Annotated in this window: 18 protein-coding genes, 1 tRNA gene and 1 pseudogene; 6 read left to right on the forward strand and 14 right to left on the reverse strand. The window is 62.0% G+C overall.

Annotation, left to right across the window (positions count from 1 at the left end):
• Positions 1–33: 33 nt before the first annotated feature.
• From IEX85_RS01465 to IEX85_RS01520, 12 genes are read right to left on the reverse strand one after another with little or no spacing between them, the layout of a single operon-like run.
• On the reverse strand, positions 34–423 hold the full coding sequence (locus IEX85_RS01465; RefSeq protein WP_188857570.1) for a GPW/gp25 family protein: 390 nt from the start codon (positions 421–423) through the stop codon (positions 34–36).
• Positions 424–441: 18 nt separating this feature from the next.
• On the reverse strand, positions 442–2,112 hold the full coding sequence (locus tag IEX85_RS01470; RefSeq protein WP_188857572.1) for a hypothetical protein: 1,671 nt from the start codon (positions 2,110–2,112) through the stop codon (positions 442–444).
• A 12-nt stretch (positions 2,113–2,124) separates the two neighbouring features.
• Positions 2,125–2,763 carry a phage baseplate assembly protein V gene (locus IEX85_RS01475; RefSeq protein ID WP_188857574.1) on the reverse strand — a complete coding sequence of 213 codons (639 nt, stop codon included), beginning with the start codon at positions 2,761–2,763 and terminating at the stop codon, positions 2,125–2,127.
• Positions 2,760–3,812, reverse strand: a complete 1,053-nt coding sequence (locus tag IEX85_RS01480) for a phage late control D family protein (RefSeq protein ID WP_188857576.1) — start codon at positions 3,810–3,812, stop codon at positions 2,760–2,762. Before IEX85_RS01480 ends, IEX85_RS01475 begins: the two co-directional genes overlap by 4 nt.
• 10 nt (positions 3,813–3,822) lie before the next feature.
• Positions 3,823–3,990 carry a hypothetical protein gene (locus IEX85_RS01485; RefSeq protein WP_188857578.1) on the reverse strand — a complete coding sequence of 56 codons (168 nt, stop codon included), beginning with the start codon at positions 3,988–3,990 and terminating at the stop codon, positions 3,823–3,825.
• Between the two features lie 40 nt (positions 3,991–4,030).
• A complete protein-coding gene (locus IEX85_RS01490) occupies positions 4,031–4,960 on the reverse strand; it encodes a CIS tube protein (protein WP_188857580.1) in 930 nt (309 codons plus the stop codon).
• A gap of 6 nt (positions 4,961–4,966) precedes the next feature.
• Positions 4,967–5,449: a phage tail protein gene (locus tag IEX85_RS01495; RefSeq protein ID WP_188857581.1), complete on the reverse strand. Its 483-nt coding sequence runs from the start codon at positions 5,447–5,449 to the stop codon at positions 4,967–4,969.
• On the reverse strand, positions 5,442–6,947 hold the full coding sequence (locus tag IEX85_RS01500; RefSeq protein WP_188857583.1) for a hypothetical protein: 1,506 nt from the start codon (positions 6,945–6,947) through the stop codon (positions 5,442–5,444). Before IEX85_RS01500 ends, IEX85_RS01495 begins: the two co-directional genes overlap by 8 nt.
• Before the next feature lie 10 nt (positions 6,948–6,957).
• Positions 6,958–7,419: a phage tail protein gene (locus IEX85_RS01505; RefSeq protein WP_188857584.1), complete on the reverse strand. Its 462-nt coding sequence runs from the start codon at positions 7,417–7,419 to the stop codon at positions 6,958–6,960.
• Between the two features lie 43 nt (positions 7,420–7,462).
• Positions 7,463–9,616 (reverse strand): phage tail sheath subtilisin-like domain-containing protein, encoded by a 2,154-nt coding sequence (locus IEX85_RS01510; RefSeq protein WP_188857586.1) that lies wholly within the window; start codon positions 9,614–9,616, stop codon positions 7,463–7,465.
• Between the two features lie 21 nt (positions 9,617–9,637).
• Positions 9,638–10,429 carry a carboxypeptidase regulatory-like domain-containing protein gene (locus tag IEX85_RS01515; protein WP_188857587.1) on the reverse strand — a complete coding sequence of 264 codons (792 nt, stop codon included), beginning with the start codon at positions 10,427–10,429 and terminating at the stop codon, positions 9,638–9,640.
• A complete protein-coding gene (locus IEX85_RS01520) occupies positions 10,429–11,016 on the reverse strand; it encodes a Pvc16 family protein (protein WP_188857589.1) in 588 nt (195 codons plus the stop codon). The genes IEX85_RS01515 and IEX85_RS01520 overlap by 1 nt, the downstream gene beginning before the upstream one ends.
• A gap of 672 nt (positions 11,017–11,688) precedes the next feature.
• On the opposite strand from IEX85_RS01520, the gene IEX85_RS24110 reads away from it, so the two are divergent.
• The 4 genes from IEX85_RS24110 (at position 11,689) to IEX85_RS24260 (ending at position 14,207) form a co-directional block, all read left to right on the forward strand.
• A complete protein-coding gene (locus IEX85_RS24110; protein ID WP_268238055.1) occupies positions 11,689–11,811 on the forward strand; it encodes a hypothetical protein in 123 nt (40 codons plus the stop codon).
• A gap of 305 nt (positions 11,812–12,116) precedes the next feature.
• A tRNA-Gly gene (locus IEX85_RS01525) sits at positions 12,117–12,192 on the forward strand.
• Positions 12,193–12,418: 226 nt separating this feature from the next.
• The gene (locus IEX85_RS01530; RefSeq protein WP_444543267.1) at positions 12,419–13,672 is read left to right on the forward strand and encodes a tyrosine-type recombinase/integrase; all 1,254 of its coding nucleotides are present in this window, start codon (positions 12,419–12,421) and stop codon (positions 13,670–13,672) included.
• The gene (locus IEX85_RS24260; protein WP_444543268.1) at positions 13,611–14,207 is read left to right on the forward strand and encodes a hypothetical protein; all 597 of its coding nucleotides are present in this window, start codon (positions 13,611–13,613) and stop codon (positions 14,205–14,207) included. The genes IEX85_RS01530 and IEX85_RS24260 overlap by 62 nt, the downstream gene beginning before the upstream one ends.
• A 274-nt stretch (positions 14,208–14,481) precedes the next feature.
• Here the strand turns inward: IEX85_RS24260 and IEX85_RS01535 are convergent, their stop codons facing one another.
• Positions 14,482–14,823, reverse strand: coding sequence for an IclR family transcriptional regulator (locus IEX85_RS01535; protein ID WP_188857590.1), 342 nt, complete (start codon positions 14,821–14,823; stop codon positions 14,482–14,484).
• 138 nt (positions 14,824–14,961) lie between these two features.
• Here IEX85_RS01535 and IEX85_RS23905 point away from each other — a divergent pair, with 138 nt between their 5' ends.
• Positions 14,962–15,756, forward strand: coding sequence for an NAD(P)(+) transhydrogenase (Re/Si-specific) subunit beta (locus IEX85_RS23905; RefSeq protein ID WP_268238060.1), 795 nt, complete (start codon positions 14,962–14,964; stop codon positions 15,754–15,756).
• Here IEX85_RS23905 and IEX85_RS23910 read toward each other — a convergent pair.
• Positions 15,753–16,118 (reverse strand): annotated as a pseudogene (locus tag IEX85_RS23910) (LysR family transcriptional regulator); the annotation flags it as partial. The gene IEX85_RS23905 and the pseudogene IEX85_RS23910 overlap by 4 nt on opposite strands.
• A gap of 303 nt (positions 16,119–16,421) precedes the next feature.
• On the opposite strand from IEX85_RS23910, the gene IEX85_RS01545 reads away from it, so the two are divergent.
• Positions 16,422–16,799 (forward strand): carboxymuconolactone decarboxylase family protein, encoded by a 378-nt coding sequence (locus IEX85_RS01545; RefSeq protein ID WP_188857592.1) that lies wholly within the window; start codon positions 16,422–16,424, stop codon positions 16,797–16,799.
• Positions 16,800–16,801: the final 2 nt, after the last annotated feature.

Consider the following 16,801-nt stretch of genomic DNA (forward strand, 5'->3'; position numbering starts at 1 on the left):
TCGGCTGCCTCGATTACGCTTTTCAGCCATTTGCTAGACACCCAGATTCAGGGTCAGCCCCAACTCGGCGGGGGCAGGGTTGTGACGCAGGCGGTAGCGGATATTGATGTGCACCTCCGACAGATCCTCGGGGCTGGGGCGGACCTCGACGCCGTCCACCACCACCCGTGGCTCCCAGAGCGCAAGCGACTTCCTGACGACGCCGGCGATCAGGTTGCGGGTGGTTTCGTTGTTGGGCTGGTGGACGAAGTTCAGCAGCCCGGCGCCGAAATCCGGACGCTGCAGGCGCTCGCCCGGGCGTGTGAGCAGAATATTCAGCATCACCTCGCGCACGCTCTGGTCGTCCGTGGCCCAGCCAAGGGCGCCGTCTTCGTCGACGCCGCCCAGCGGCCAGCTGCGAATCCTGGGAGTCGGAGTTGTCATCGCCGTTTTACCTCATCCCTACTTGTCGATTTTCGGGAACGGAAGGCAGATCCGTACCCATGGCAGCCAGAAGAAAACGATATTCAGCAGCGAGATCATGATCATCAGCAGGATCATCGCCACCAGGGTGATCACCGGCAGGCTGAACGAGCAGATCCATTGCACGCCCAGCTTTGGGCCTTCGCCGATAACATCTTCGCTGGCGCCTTTTTTAAGCTTCAGGCCGTTGATGAAGTCGAAGGTGTCGCCGGGCGTCAGCACCGAGGCGCCCCGGGCCAGCCCGCGTTTCAGATCCCGCAGGCTCGGCATCTGGATCAGCGACGGCCGGCTGGCTTCCGGGTCCAGCGGTGCCGCGACGCGGAACTGCAGTGAGCGGCACTGGGCATCGCCCCACTGGATCTGTTCCTTGCCCTGATCGTTGCGCGAGCGTACGAACGGCACTAGCTGATAGACGTCCGCCTCGCCCTGGCCGAACTTGGGCAACGGAATTTCCCGCGCCTGCGCCAGGGTCTGGGCGCGAAAGCGCTGGCCGAGCCGGTAACGGATATCCTCGGCGTCGCTGGCCTCCAGTCGCAGGGACAGGTTCAGCGTACCGTTGCCGCCTGCATCGGGTAACGGCGCCAGTTGCGCCAGGTGTTCGAGGCCGCCGGCGTTGTCGGCCGCGTCTTCCTGTTCGATCAGCCATTGCACCAGCGGGTTGCCCTCTGCGCGGGCGAAGCAGTCCTGCAGATAGGCAAACAGGTGAAAGCGGCGGGCGTGCCTGACCGGCTCGCGGCTCTGTGCCTTGAAGCCCGCCTCCTCCTGCGCAGCGCCACGAAGCCGTGCGGGTAGCCGCTCTTCATCATGGAACCAGATGCCGGAGAACAGGGTTTCGAGCTCGGCGTTGGCCTCGCGTCCGGCTTCGCCGAGGTGGTAACGGTTGACCAGCAGGCGCAGCAGTTCGAACAGCCCCTTGCTCGGCACGCCGTTCTCGACCTGCAGGTTGTCGGCGGTTCGCCACTGCGTTTGCCTGCCGTCGCGATAACCGAACGGCCAGGGCAGGGAGCGGGCCGCCAGATCCTCGATCTCATCCTGGCTTTGCGCGTCGAACAGGCCCTGGGCGTTACGCTCGTAGTAGAAACCGCCCAGTGGCACATAGCCGAACAGCAGGCTGTGGCGCTTGCCGCTGGCGTCGGTGCTGTTGAGAACATGCAGCGGGTGGGTCTGCTCGCCGGTGTAGGTCGCCTGGTTGGTGCGGGGATGCAGCATGCCGTTGGCGCAAAGGCGCCGGTCCAGGTCCGGATCCCTGATCCCGGCGCTGGCGTCCTGCCAGCCCAGCGCTTCGCCCTCTTCGACAATCCAGGCCTGCTCGCGATCACCGCGCAGCCGGCGAATCACGAAGCCGGCCGAGGTGATGCGCGCGGGGTCCAGCGCCGGACGGCCGAAGCGCTCGCAGACCACTTCGCAGCAGAACAGATGAAAGGCCCGGTGCGTGGGCAGCCGCAAAACCGGCTTGCCGTCGTAAGGGCTGTGGGTCTCTTCCCGTATCCAGTCGACGAACTGCGGTTGCGCAAAGCGCTGTTTGCTGACGTCCTGCTGGAAGCGGGCGACAAAGTCGGGATCCAGGTAACGCAGCAGGGTCGCCCGCTCCGATGATTCGAAGTAGGGGGCCCTGAGGCGAACGTCGTGAAGCATCTGTGCGCTGGTCATAATCGTTGCCTGTTACCAGATATTGCCCGCACCGGGCGTGTAGGTGGTTCCCACCACCGAAGTGGCGATAATGGTGTCGCACTGCACTACGCCGCTGAAGCGGGACATGCCGGCGTCGACCTGTACCAGCGCCGCCGACAGATTGACCTGGGCGGCGTTGATGTTCACCGGGCCTGCGCTGTCTACGGTGATTTCGGCCGCGGTCATGGAAACGCTCTGGCTGCCGCGTTCGATCCTGACCTCGCCGCCGCCGCTCTCGGTGACGGTGACGCGGTAACCGGAGCGGGTGCGCAGTTCCACCCTGGGATCGTTGTCGTCGAACTCGAGCACGGTATCGCCGGGAGTGCGGATGACGTAGTGCTCCTGCTGCGGATCGGCATCCTCCGGGCGGCTGCCGCTGCCGCACCAGATGCTGCCCAGCACCAGCGGCGTGTCCTGGTCGATGAACGCGATTACAACGATCTCGCCGATGCGCGGGATGAAACTGGCGCCATAACCGTCGCCGGCGGACGGGGCCACCACGCTGGCCCACATCTCCATCGGTGCGGATTGCAGCCGCACCTTGACTCGGCCGCGGCTGTCCGGGTCGGCGTTATCGGTGACCTGTGCCAGTTGCAGACTGTGCAGATGGCCGAGGGTGTGGGCATTCATGGGGCAGGGCTCCAGTCGGCTCGATTGACTTTCAAATGGGTTTCGTAACCCGTGCTGCTATCGAAACGGTGGCTGCAGTGCACCACTTGATAGGTTCCGCGCAGCCGAGGCGAGACGCCGCTGAGAAGGATCTCGCGGCCGCTTTTCAGCGTCGGTTCCCCCTGGCAGACGATATCGCCCTGCACGAAGCGCTTGGCCATGCGGTGAAAGTGCGCTTGGGCGTAGGCATCGGCCTCGGCCTGGCTGCGGGCGAACGGATGAGGCACGGTTTCGTCGCCGGGCCAGCCCAGCCGGGACAGGGTATCGGCAGCGCTGGTCGCCTCGGGCGCCGGTGACAGACGCTCGCTGCTGTGCTCCACCGCTTCGGCGGTGGCGACGCTGTAACCCTGGCTGCGCGAGGCCCGCGGCTGATGGTTGAGGTCGGCGATCAGGCGGACGCGCAGCGCGCTGTCCTGGGCGCTGAGCTCGACCGGCGCGCTGTCCGGCTCTTCAGGCCGGGCGCGCAGGGTATCGTCTTCCAGCCGCAGCGCGATGTCGAAGCGCCCGAGCAGGCGCAGCAGGAATGCCAGGTCGCTTTCGTTGAGCTGGTGCCAGCTGTCATTGACCCCGGATACCTGAACGTCGGCGCGAAGACCGGCTTCGGCGGCGATGGCCCGGACGATCTCGTCCGGTGAGTACTCTTCGTAGCTGCGATTCTGCCGTGCGCGCGCGAGCCGGTGCAGCCGGTCCTGCAGCAGCAGCGCCAGGGTCGGCGCACCTTCGCCGTACTGCTCCTCGATGGCGGTGACTTCGCCTTTGAAAATCCGTACCGGGTCGGGCTGGCCCATGTCGATCTCCAGCTCCGCGCCAAGGGCGATATCGTCGAACACCCAGGCCGGCGTGCTGGCGCCTTCCGGGGTGCCCCAGTTGGTCAACGTCAGCTCGGCATGGGCGCAGCCGTGCAGCGGCAGGTTGACCACCAGTCCCGTGAGGGCTTCGACCAGATCGTCGCGCCGCTCGCCGTCGACCCGGACCACCGGGCGGCTGTTGATGAAGGCGTTATCGGGCATAATCCCTCGCTCAGTCCACTTGCAGGCGCTGCTGGCGCTGGCGGATTCGCGCCAGGGTATCGGCCAGATCCGCCTCGTTTTTGTCCAGCGGCTGTTGCTCGGCCGCCGGCAGGTTTTCGTTCGCCTGGGTGACCGGTTCCTGGATATCGGCGATGACTTCTTCGATCACGACGGGCATTTGTCAGCTCCTGCGTTGCGTTCGGATTGGTTGCCGGCCATCAGTCAAACCCGACACCGGCATCGAGCTCGAGCGCCGGACCTTCGGCGCCGGTCTCGATTCCGGCTCCGAGTACCGCGCCGGCCCTGGCACCGGCCCCGAAGGCGCCTTCCACGCGGGTACCGAGGCTGGCGGATGCGCCGAAGGAGAAGGCCGGCTGCGCCGAGAAAGAGGTCTTGACGCCAATGGCAGCGCCGCCGCCGGCCTTGATGCCGACCGACGCTTTGGCCGACACGCCGGGCACCGCCAGTACCGCGGCGCCGGGCAGACGCGGGTTCTCGATGCCGTTGTACAGCGCGGTATCGCGCCAGTTGCCCGGGCCCTCGCTGGCGCCGGGCACGGGGCTGGTATGCTGATTGGTGCCGGTGTCGCCGTTGCCGGTGGGCGAAAGGGTCGGCGTGTCCTGCTGCGCCGCGGCGACGCCGTCGCTGCGCTGGCGGAACTGGTAACGGTCTTCCTTCAGGCGCAGCACCACCTTGGCGCGCAGCGGTCGGCCTTCCTTGGAGAAGTAGTCCAGTGTCTCCTCGTAATTCTCCACCATGCCGACGAACTCGAAGCTGCCCCACTGGAACAGGCAGCGTTTCGGGGCTTCCATCTGCTCGCCGGACTCGACGGGCTTGAGAAAGCGCTCGGCGATCTTCTTCGTCTGATCGCGGACGTCGGAACCCTGCTCGATATCGTTCTGGGATTCGCCGTCGCCGGCATCGATATAGGTGGTGTCGAACATCAGCTCCACCGACAGCGTGGAGGAGCTCTTGTCGACGAACTGGGCGGCGCGGCTGTTGCCGTTGCGTTTGTTTTCCTTGAGCGTGTTGGACAGCGACACCTTCAGCGACACCGGGTTGAACTGCACATCGACGGCATTGTCCATGTCCGGCGTGTTGTTGTTGCCGCTGACCGGTATCAGCTTGCCGCGCTCGGGGTTCATCATCTCGCTTCAGCTCCCGTTGCCGGCCGCCGCCGGTCGTTCCAGTTCCAGCCCTTCGTGCACCAGGTGCAGTTCTTCGATGGCGACCTGGTTGGCGGTGGCGTTGAGGTCCGGCCCCTTGAACTTGGTCGCCATGACGCCTTCCAGTCGCCAGGTCATCACCGGGTTTTCCGTTTTGCCGTCGATGGGATTGCCCAGCACGATGATCTCGCCGTGGAGGCGGTAACCGTAGTTGGAGCCGCGGGTGCTGGCGTCGAACCAGCTCCAGAGATCGTTGACGCTGGTGACGCCCCGTTTCAGTACTATCGGGGTGAACTTGGTGATGCCGCTGCGCTGCAGTTCGCCCCAGTTGCGGCCGCCTTCCTGAATCGTCTTGGGCTCCATGCTGAGCTCGAATCCGGTGACCTCGCTGAACTGCCCGCTGCACAGCAGCTGGTTGTTCTCACTGTTGTACAGGTTGACTTTGAAGCGGAACGGCACGAACTCAGTCATCGTTCACCCGTCCTTGCCACTCTCCCTGGCGGTTGATGAAGGTAAGATGGATGCGATCGACGGGGAAGGCCGGCGCGATCATGATTTCGTAGATCATCACGCCTTCGCGGGTCTGGCTTTCCTCGATGCGGAAGGCTTCCTCGGCGGTGGCGCCGCGCAGCGCACCCCGTTGCTGCAGCTGGCGGAAAAACCGCTCCAGCAGCAGCCGCGGGCGCGGATCCCGGTAATCGAGATTGAATATCAGCTGCTCGCCCAGGGCATTGAGCTGGCGTCTGAGGTAGCCCAGCAGGCGCATGACTTCCGCCGAACGGTAACCGTCGAAACGTTGTGGAACCTGCGAACGGGAATAGTCATCCGGGTGCAGCGCCGGAACCACCAGGCGCTCGTCATCCAGTTGCAGTTGTCCGTTGCGTTGCTGCAGCACGCCGACACCGGGGTCGTTGCGCAGCTGCACCCGCTCACCGACGCTCAGCGGCGGATAGGGCAGTCCCGCGCTTTGCAGCGGCAGGCCGGCAATCGAGCGCCAGGGACCGCGCGCCTGTGCCTGGGCCGCCTGCTTGCCGGCGATGATGCCAACCGGGCTCGACAGCCCGAGCCCCGGACCACGCAGGTAGGGAAACAGAAACTGGGTCTGGCGCAGACGGGCTCCGGTGTCGCCATCGCGAATCTCGCGAATCCATTGCAGCGCCCGGGCGTCGATGGCGGGGCTGTCCAGCTTGCCGTTGTAGCTCAGCGGCAGCGTCAACAGGCACTGCAGGTCCGGGCGGTGCTTCGCCAGCCAGGGCAGAATGCCCTGCAGAATGCGGTTGAACGCCGCCGGCGGCGGCATTTCGCCAAGTGCCACCTCGTCGCTGTAGCGGCGCTCGCGATGGTCGTCGTCGAGGTCGGTGCCGCAGGGGACGAATTGCGGCGAGGGGTTGTCCAGCCGTACCCGGGGAATATCGGGCAACCGTGCGGGGACCTGCAGACGCTCGAGATCCGGAAACGCCACCGTAGCCAGCGTCGGGATCGCCAGGGCGCAGGCCAGTCCGCGCAGGGTCGATATCTCGTGCAGGCGGGTGTTCTCGGCTGGCAGGAAACCGCTTTGTCCTTCGTTTTCGGGCACGGCGATGACCCAGAGCGTGTCGCCGCCGTTGGCGAAAAAGTCGTCGACACACTGGGGCAGCCAGGCGCGGCGACCGGCCAGTACGCTGACATAGCCGGTATCGGCGCTCTGCGCCCCGGGAAAGATGTCGTGAAACTCGGCACTGGAGCGCAGCGGTATCGGCAGGTGCTGCAGGCCCAGTATGCGCGGATCCCCGCTGCTGGCCTCGAGCTGATCCACGGCATCACCGAATCCCAGGCTACGCATCCGGGACAGGGCACCGCGCAGCGCCAGCAGGCGCCCGATGCGCACCGGGCCCGGACAGTGGCCGAGCATGGCCACTTCCAGAACCGCGTTGCGGGCTTCGAGCGGACGCGGTGTCAGGGTGATTCGGGAAGCCAGCAGTTGCTGCATGATCCGGCGCTTACTCCTGCTCGATATGTTCGACCGCCAGCACCAGCTCCTCGATGGCGACGTCGCTGCCACCCTTGGCGGTGAGTGTCGGTCCGGTCCACTTGATCGGCATGGCGTTGATCAGCTTCCAGGTGACCACCGCCGTGGAGCTGGTCGGGTCTTCGCTCTTGAGCTTGACGGTGACGTTACGCTTGGCGCCGACGTCACCGGCGCGCACCTGGTCGAGCCAGCTGTAGATATTGTCGGCACCGATAACGCCGCGCTTGAGCGTGACATCGCCGGACTTGTGGATGGCGGGAATCTTGGTGACGTAGTTGACCGGCGCATTGCCGTTGCGGTACTCGGCCACCGTGACTTCGGCGTTGAGGCCGGAGATTTCCGAAAAGCCGCCGGCAATATCGCCTTCGGTGCCGTCGTCCAGGTTCACCAGATAATTGAAAACGCTGTAGGGGGTTTCACGAAACTGTGCCATGGCGTCGATTCCTGTTCAGTCTGTTAATCGGTCAGTCCGTTAATCAGCTGTCGGCGGTTTTCTGACCGATGCGGAAAATGACGAACTCCGCGGGCCTGAGCGCGGCCACGCCGACTTCGCACACCAGGCGGCCGTTGTCGAGGTCGTTCTGTGTCATGGTGCTGCGGTCGCAGCGCACGAAGTAGGCGGTCTTGGCGCTGCCGAGCAGGCGACCGTTGACCCATTCGTTGTAGAGAAAATTCTCCACCGTGATGCGCACGTTGTCCCACAGCCTCTCGCCGTTGGGCTCGAATACCACCCACTGGGTGGACTTGTCGATGGAGCGCTCGAGGTAGAGGAAATAGCGCCGCACATTGACGTATTTCCACTCGGGATCGCTGGACAGGGTGCGCCCGCCCCAGACCCGGTGACCGCGGCCGGGGAAGGAGCGCAGGCAGTTGACGCCGTCCGGGTTCAGCAGCTCCTGCTGGAAGCGGTTGATGTCCTGGGCAAAGCCCAGCGCGCCGATCACAGGTTCGTTGGCGGGGGCCTTGTGCACGCCGCGCTGGACGTCGGTATTGGCGTAGACGCCGGCAATAAAGCCCGACGGCGGCAGCGACAGGGTAGGGCTGATCCCGCGGGGATCGGCGGCCACCACCCAGGGGTAGTAAAGCGCCAGGCGGGAGTCGTCGAAGTTGGAGCGGAACTCGCGCACTTCGGACAGCGACATGCCTTCGCGGCTGTCGACGATGCCGACTCTGTAGCGCATCTTGCGGCAGTGCTTCTGCATTTCCGCGATTATCGCCTGGTGGTTGGTGGCATCGGCGGAGGCGGCCGGGACCATCACGATGGCGATGTCCTCGACATCCTCCAGCGCCGCGAAGCCGGAGCTGCCGTTGACTTCGTCGATGACGCCGCCGTAGTGCAGCGCGGCCGGCACGGCACCGTCACTGCCGCCGGTAAGGCTGATTAGGTAACGCGGGCCGTCCACCGAGGTCGGGCCGGGATTCATGGCATCGTCGTCGAACAATTCGAACAGCGCCGTCATCACGTCTTCACCGCTGATGCTGTCGGCCAGCTCGCACTGAACCGGACTGGTGAGGCTGTCGTAGCGTTTCTGCGGCTCTGCCGCCATGACTGCGGCAAGGCTGTTGTCGGCGTCGGGCGCGCTGGAGATGTTGCCGTAGCTGTAGACCACCGGGCCGTTGGCGCCACCGTTGCGCACGCTGATATCGAAGGTTCGCTGCACCATCATCGCGCGGACGCTGTCCGGCGCTGCCGCCAGCGCGGACAGGTTCAGCGTGATCGGGCTGCCGACGCCGGCGTTGAGACCGCTGCCGTCGACGGTGAATACGGTGCCGGCAGCGTTGAGGGTCCCGCGCAGCGTGGTAAGGGTGCCCCAGTGGCTGCCGGTGAAGAAGGCCGAAAGGTCGGTCTCCTCGCTCAGGCTGAGTTGCGCCGAGGTGCCGTCCGACAGGGCGCCGCTGGTGGGGCGCTTGGCGACGACCCGGGTGAAGGTAATGCTGGTGTCGCCGCCGTTGACCAGGCCGGCGCCGAGCAGGTGGTCGTCGCCCGAGACCAGGTCGCCGGCTCCGAGGGAAGCGGCGTCATCGGCAACGATCTCGCAGAGCCCGTCAACGATGCGGTAGTTGTCGCCGACACGCTGCACCAGAGCGCGTACGGTCATCGGGAAGTGGCCGGCGGGCAGGCTGTCGTTGGCAATGGCCTCGGCCGGCAGCGCCTGGCCGTCGAGAAAGACGATGTCGCCTTCCGCCGGCGCGCTGGTGACGCTGGACTGCAGCAGGTTTTCGCTGTCGCGCCATTCCAGTTCCAGGGTGAGATCGCCCATGGCGCCGGGAAAGCGGCTGCTGAAGGTGACGTTGTTGCTGCTGTCCGCTGCCGCGGAAAAACCATCGGTGGGCAGCGCATAGTTGGCAACGCGGGAAACGAACAGCTGCTTGCCGCCGCCATCGAAGAACGCCTTGGCGGCAATGGCGGTGTGGTTGAGAACGCTGCCGCCGCCGAGAGACAGGTTCTGCACGTCTCCGTAGACGCGGGTAAATTCGGCGAAGCTGGTGACCACCTCCGGCCTGCCGCGCAGCGGTCCGAAGCGGGTCGGCCCGACGATGCCCGCCACGCTGGTGCCGACGCCTTCGATGGATTTGGAGCGGAAGCTGACTTCCTCGACATAGACACCCGGCGCTAGATATTCAGGCATGATCTTCTCCTTCAGCTACGGTCAGCTGGGCTGCACGGCCAAATGATCCTTGTTGTCGGATCGGATTAATCGGATCTCACCGGGTACCACGGAGAATCCGATGGGGTCGGAAAAGGCTCCGGCGCTGGTCAGGCTCTCCAGCTCCATCGCCACGAGGTCCCCGGTATTCAGCGGGGTGTCGGGACTGGCGCCTTGCAGCGCCTCGACACCCAGACTGATGCTGTATTCGTCCACGCCTTCCGGCAGCGGCGGCAACCTGTGCAGCGGCAGCAGCACGTCGCCACGGTGGTCCGCCTGGGCGCGATAGGTCTGGTCGCCAATTCCCGGAATCGTGACCACCGCGGTCAGCAGAGCCCAGGGCACGACGCTTTCGTCACTGGCATAGCGCAGGGTCGCGATCAGGCCGCCGGCCCTGCCGAACCGTGTACCCTGAGGGCTCGGGTACATCACCAGCCCATGACCGGCGACGGGCACGCCGCCGGCGCCGGCCGTAATCGAAAAGGTGCGCGGGTTGTAAAAGCCGCGGCTGTCGTAGACGCGCCCGGCCAGGGTGTAGCTGCCGCCGGAAGCAAAGGCCTTGTCGGCTTCGCCGGCCTCGCCATCGACGATAGCGACAGCGCCGCGGCGCCAGAGCGCTGTTTTACCCGGCGCCTGGCGTATCTGTAGATCACCCGGCCTGCTGTTCAGCTCGAGGCGGACCGGGTGCGGCAGGCGCTGCATTGAAGCGATGTCTGACGCCGTGCTGCCGTCGAGCCAGTAAAGAATGTCGCTGGCATGCAGGACGCCGGTTTCCAGTATCTTGACGGCGCTCATCACAAACGCCCCCCCGGCACAACACGGGTTACGACCTCGGGACCCTCGGTGCGCGGCGGATTCAGTCGCAGGCGTACCGTCTTGGCCATGTAAGCCATGGTGCTGGTGTAGGGCGATTCGAACACGTCCCAGATGCGCATCAGATCCTCGGTGGTGATGTCCACCGGCGTGATGTTGAGGACTTCGCTTTGTCCCCATTCATCGTCGATGTCCTGTACCTGCGAGATATCCAGCTGGCTGTGATTGGCCAGCTCCACCATCGCCCAGCTCATGAGATCCGCTTCCACGGTGGCGCTGTTGGCATTGGCGATGAGCAGAAAGTGCAGGTTGACGGGAAGTTCCGGGCGGGGGGCGCTGTTGTCGGTCCCCTGGGGCTTGAAGAAACGGGAGCGGCCGTGATCGTCGATGGTGATGCGGTGCAGGTAGATACCGAGCAGGTTTCCGGTGAGCCGGTTGGCAATATCATTGCTGCCCAGCAGGCTGACCCGGGCATTGGTCGGTCCGTCGCTAAGGTCCTCTGGCAATCGGGCTCTGAAAAACGCTTCGAGCGCGTTCAGAGCACCCTGTACTCCCTTGTACGAAGCCATTTATCCCTGTTTATCTCCGTTTGTTTTCTTACCGCATCCATGACGCAAGCGATGGGCGCCGACGATGGCGCGAAACCATCGAGCGCCCGGGCGACCACCCGGGGTGCGCCTGTTCGCAGGCTCCATAGGTATAGTTTTGGAAAAGTTTTAGTTCAAACAGGTGTTTATATCAAATTGTTATTTAAACGAGTTTTGGAAGTTCTATTCGCTGCGCACGCAACGGGTTCTTAGGCAAAAGCGCTGGTGCCGGGCACGACGGAATTTCAGGAGGCGATCAGGAGTTTTTATTTACAAATAGTATATGGTTATCTTTATAACCAGTTGATAAAAATGAATTTTATTTATTTTTGGTGTGTATTTTGGTACATAAATAAGATCTAAAATGTCTCTTTTAATAGACAGTTTAATCAGGCTTTAGGCTGTAAAAGCTGCCGTTAATTTTGCGTTCTTCAGCTACAGGAAATTGAAACTGTCACCTGATGGCGACATTAAAAATTGATACGCCGATGAGCCTTGTTAGTCGCAAAACCTACAGCTGCGTTCTATCTGTTTACAAAGTGGAGGCGTGCGTTGGCGGAACCGGTAGAGGGCGTTTGGGAACCTGCGGGCAGGTTCCGCTTGCACTCCGGTCCGCCGGACCGATCAGGTTTGAGTTTCGGAATGGTTTAGACAATGGGGCTGATCGTCGCTTTCGCGGTCGCTGTGAAGTTGCTGATCAGCAATGATAAGTCGACGTCGATGCTGCGCGGTCAGCTGACGACGCAACTGCTGACGACGGCGGGAAGGGGCTCTTGAAGTATTGAAACGTGCCATAGTGCTCTCCTTTGCTACCTGGACACTCTCAGCATATCACGCCCTGTCGGAAAAAAAGCATCCGCGTTCGGGTCGGCACCGGCAGGTTCACAGGGGGACTCCTGAAGCTTTTTCCGGGCAGCGAGCAGAAAGTAGAGGCGCATGCGTAGCAGGTGAACACCAAGGCGTCGGGACTTGCGCTGGTGCATTGCATTTCTGCAATGAAATCGGGTAAGATTTTGCAACTGATTGATTGGCGGCCGATTTCGCAAACAGCAACAGGCATCTGCTCAATCTGTCTGCATCAAGCGGGAATAGCTCAGTTGGTAGAGCACGACCTTGCCAAGGTCGGGGTCGCGAGTTCGAGTCTCGTTTCCCGCTCCAAATATTGATCTACAGACGTCCACTGGAGTCTGTAAGTCGTTGAAAGAAGGGGCGAAAGCCTCTTTTTTCGTTCCAGCGCAGTCTGCTGAAAACCACCAACGGCCAGCCTTTTTGAGGCCAGAATTAAGGCCAAACTAAACGGGTGGTGTCAGTTCCGGATTGTTGCTGGGGTCGGGCGGGAGTCGTGACGAGTATAGAGCCTAAGTCTCAGCTTAGGAGCTATGAGATGGCACTCTCCGATCTGATCATCCGCCAGGCCAAGGCCTCTGATAAAACCTACAACCTTCCCGACTCGGACGGCCTGGGGCTAGTCGTTTCTTTGGCTGGCGGCAAGTCCTGGCACTATCGCTATTACTGGCTGGGCAAGCAGAAGCGCATGTCGCTGGGTACCTATCCCGATATCGGTCTGCGTCAAGCCCGCGCCCTGCGTGACGAAGCCCGAGCACTGCTTGCCCAAGGCATCAACCCCCATATCGACCGCAAGCAGAAACGCCGAGCCGTACTCCTAGCCGCCGAGCATACGTTCGAGGCGGTGTATCACGTCTGGGTCGAGCATCGCCGAAAGGAGCTCAAGGAAGGGCGACAGAGTACCCTTTCACAAATCCAGCGCATTTTCGGCAAAGATGTCCTGCCGAGCTTGGGCAAGATACCCATCTACGACGTCACCCGTCCCCAATTGCTGGAACTGCTGTCCCTGATCGAGCAACGCAAAGCCTTTACGACCGCCGAGAAGGTCCGCGGCTGGTTCCGCCAGCTGTTCCGCTACGCCTTGGTCGTTGTCGAAGGGCTCGAGACTAACCCTGCCACGGATCTGGATGTCGTTGCCGTTCCCAAACCGCCGGTCGTCCACAATCCGTTTTTATGGCTGGACGAGCTTCCTGTCATGCTGCAGAAACTGCGTACCTATCGAGGGCTCAGTCCGCAAACCCAACTCGGTATCCGGTTGCTGCTGCTGACCGGCGTGCGGACCGGCGAGCTGCGCTCGGCCACGCCCGATCAGTTCGACCTGGATAGGGGGCTGTGGCTTATCCCGCCGCAGAACGTCAAACAGTTGCAGAACAGCATGCGTAAATCCGGCAAGCGAACGCAGGACGTGCCGCCCTATATCGTTCCGCTGTCCACCCAGGCCATCGAGGTCGTCCGCTACCTGTTGGGCGAAGTCAAAACGGCGCAGCGTTATGTGCTCGCGCACCGCAGCGATCCGAAGAAGCCCATCAGCGAGAATACGCTCAACAGTGCGCTGCACCGGATGGGATATGAAGACCGCCTTACCGGCCATGGCATCCGCGGTACTATTTCCACGGCGCTGAACGAAATTGGCTACCCCAAGGTGTGGGTCGACGCTCAGCTGTCGCATGCGGATCCCGATAAAGTCAGCGCTGCGTACAATCATGCGATGTATGTCGAGCCGCGCCGGCATGCAAGTACAGGCTGCCAGCGCTCATCTGACGATCCGGATCGACGGCATACCGGCCATTAAGGACACTGAGGGCGTATCGGATGCTGTGAGCACTCAGCCGTCTGAGTGCGATCAGAAAGCAGTGCCGGGCGCTTCGATCATTGTCAACTCAGGTGAAGGCGGCCAGACGATTCAGAGGCTATCGCCGTTGCCGCTGTTCCCGGAGCCCATTACGGCGCCGGAAATCTCCGATATTCACCGGGCGCGTCAGGAAATGCTCGCCGTTTATGAGGCGCCGCAGAATCTTCCGGTGACCCTGTTCGCAAAACTAGCTGGGAAGTCTCGCGACCAAGTCAATCGCGAGCTGAAAGCGGGCAAGCTGCTCGCCTTGAGAATGGGAAATCGCGGGCAGCGTGTCCCGGACTGGCAACTGGACCTGATCAAAAACAAACTGACTCAGACGGTGCTCGGGCTGGTCGGCAACGGTAATGCCTGGCAATTGTATGGTGCGCTTACGCAACCCCAGCAGCAACTGGATGGCATGACACCGATAGACCATGTCACACCGGACAACGTGCATGCGGTCGCAGAAATAGTCATTTCCACCGTTGTCTGAAGGCTGCAGTGGGCACCTTCAAGGGCTTGGAATCGTACCTATCGCCATTGGTGCGGTGCGCTGCGATTGTTTGAGAAAGTTAACATGCTGTTGCTAGGGGAGGGCAGCGGATGGTGACCGATACATCATTTTCTAGCAGCAGCAAGAACGTTCGTGCAGGACATGCGAGGGAAATAAGTCTGTTGCACGTGAGCGGCCGCGCGCTGCCATCTGCGGTCGCTTGGCCAAATGGTCAGCTCTGAGATATCCGTCTAGCGAGCCTAACTTGAGCTGGTCATTGTAGCCGACCGACATCCCCTTCCCGGATGGTGCGACTGATGGTTTTCCCCAGTTTATCTCGAAGCGCCTCCATATAAGGCAACGGACGGCCCGCAGGTTGACGTCGGTATGAAGACGTTGCTCGCCTGTAGAAGTCGTTGGCCAGCCAGTATTCGCCATTGGATTCCCGTTCGACGAACCGATTCTCGATGAGCGAATGCAGGATCCTGTGTGCGTGGATGGATGCTGCGCTTAGCACCTTCAGATTGACCGGTTTGGAAAAACGGGTGATGGTCACCATCAACGCCGTCGCCCTGTCAACCACCTTGATAACGGATTCGGGTTTGTTGGAGCTCATCGTTGTGCCCTGGCCAGAAAGGATGCCAAGGTGCTGGGCATGGGCCTGGCGCTGGTGGTGACGATCTTCGGCATCGTTTCCGACAACTACTTCGTACTGCTGCAGGGCATGATCGCCGGCGGCGCCATCGGCTAGTACCTGGCGAAAAAGGTCGAGATGACCCAGATGCCGGAACTGGTGGCGATCCTGCACAGCCTGGTCGGTCTGGCGGCGGTCTTCGTCGGCTACGCCAACGCCCTCGATCACGGCACCGCGATCAGCGGCGTCGAGAAGACCATCCATGACGTCGAGACCTACATCGGCATCCTGATCGGTGCGATCACCTTCACCGGTTCCGTGGCGGCGTATCTGAAGCTCAGCGCCAAGATCAGCGGCAAGCCGCTGCAGCTGCCGGGCCTGCACCTGTTCAATGCGGGTCTGGGCGTGCTGGCAGTCATCTTCGGCATCCTCTTCGTGCAGGGCTCCGCAGGCGGCGGCATGGGTTGGCTGGTGCTGATGACCCTGATCGCTCTGGTGTTCGGCGTGCACATGGCGGTTGCGATCGGCTGCGCCGACATGCCGGTGGCGGTGTCGATGCTCAACAGCTACTCCGGCTGGGCGGCTGCCGCCATGGGCTTCATGCTCGGCAACGACCTGCTGATCGTGGTCGGCGCCCTGGTCGGCTCGAGCGGTGCCATCCTCAGCTACATCATGAGCAAGGCGATGAATCGCAAGTTCTTCAACGTCATCCTCAGCGGTTTCGGCTCCGGTTCCGGCAAGGGCGCGGCTGCCCCGGCAGGCCCGGCAGGCCCGGCAGGCCCGGCGGGTGAGGCCGGCGACGTCCACCCGATCGAGGCGGAAGAGGCGGCGGGCCTTCTGGAGCACGCCAAGGAAGTCATGATCCTGCCGGGCTACAGCATGGCGGTGGCGCAGGCGCAGCACACGGTGTTCTAGATCACCAGGAAGCTGCGCGAGAAGGGTGTCAACGTGCCCTTCAGCATCCACCCGGTGGCGAGCCGGATGCCGTCGACGAAATGGCACTTGTCGGCGCCTGTTGCCTCCTGGATGGCACCGGCCATGGCCGCGGCCGGGAAGGTCGCATCGCGGTTGCGGGTGAACTCCGTAGTCGGCAACTCATGGCTGTTGACCACCGTGTGGCTGAGTTCGTGGCTCAGCTTACCGAGGCACTCATCGCTGGAAGAAATCACCAGGTCGAAGCCGAGCAGCAGGTTGGCGATCTGCTGCGTTAGAGCGGGCTGTGCGATATACAGTGACTCGGTCGCACGGGTCATATTGCCGAAATCGGCAATTGCGACGAAGTACTTGAGCTACTTATTGAACTAAAAAGCTTCTTTCACCCTGGAGAGGTCTCCACTAAAGCTACGAGGTGCACACATCAGGCTGGTTCACTGCGGACCGAAGAATGAAGAGAGTCAGAGGCATGGAGGGGTGATGGCGTCGCCCATCTTCAAGTCAAGAGATGTAGTTGACAGCATTACATTGGGACGTTAGGTTTGTCAGACAATCAGACATTGTCTGGCGTATAGCAAACTATTCTGCGTCTGTTAGGGCATAGCATAAAAGTCACTTACTACAGTGGTGTCCCGAGGGAGAACCCTATGAACCAAGAGCTTTTCGAAAAAGGTCTGGCAACCCGAAAAAAGGTGTTGGGAAATGACTACGTTGAAGCATCACTTCGGTCGGCTGATGATTTCAGTAAATCGATGCAGGAGCTGGTAACGCAATATTGCTGGGGTGATGTATGGAATCGGCCAGAATTAACTCATAAATCCCGTAGCATGATCAATCTTGCGATGCTTACTGCTCTCAATCGGACGCATGAACTAAAAGTTCATGGTAGAGGGGCGATTAACAACGGCATGTCTAAGGATGAAATCAAGGAGGTTTTGCTTCAAACGGCAATTTATTGTGGCGTGCCAGCAGCTCTTGAAAGTTTTAGAGTGGCGAGAGAGGTTTTCAAGGAGCTTGAGGTGTGACT

It is taken from the genome of Marinobacterium nitratireducens (assembly GCF_014645375.1).
GTDB lineage: Bacteria > Pseudomonadota > Gammaproteobacteria > Pseudomonadales > Balneatricaceae > Marinobacterium_A > Marinobacterium_A nitratireducens.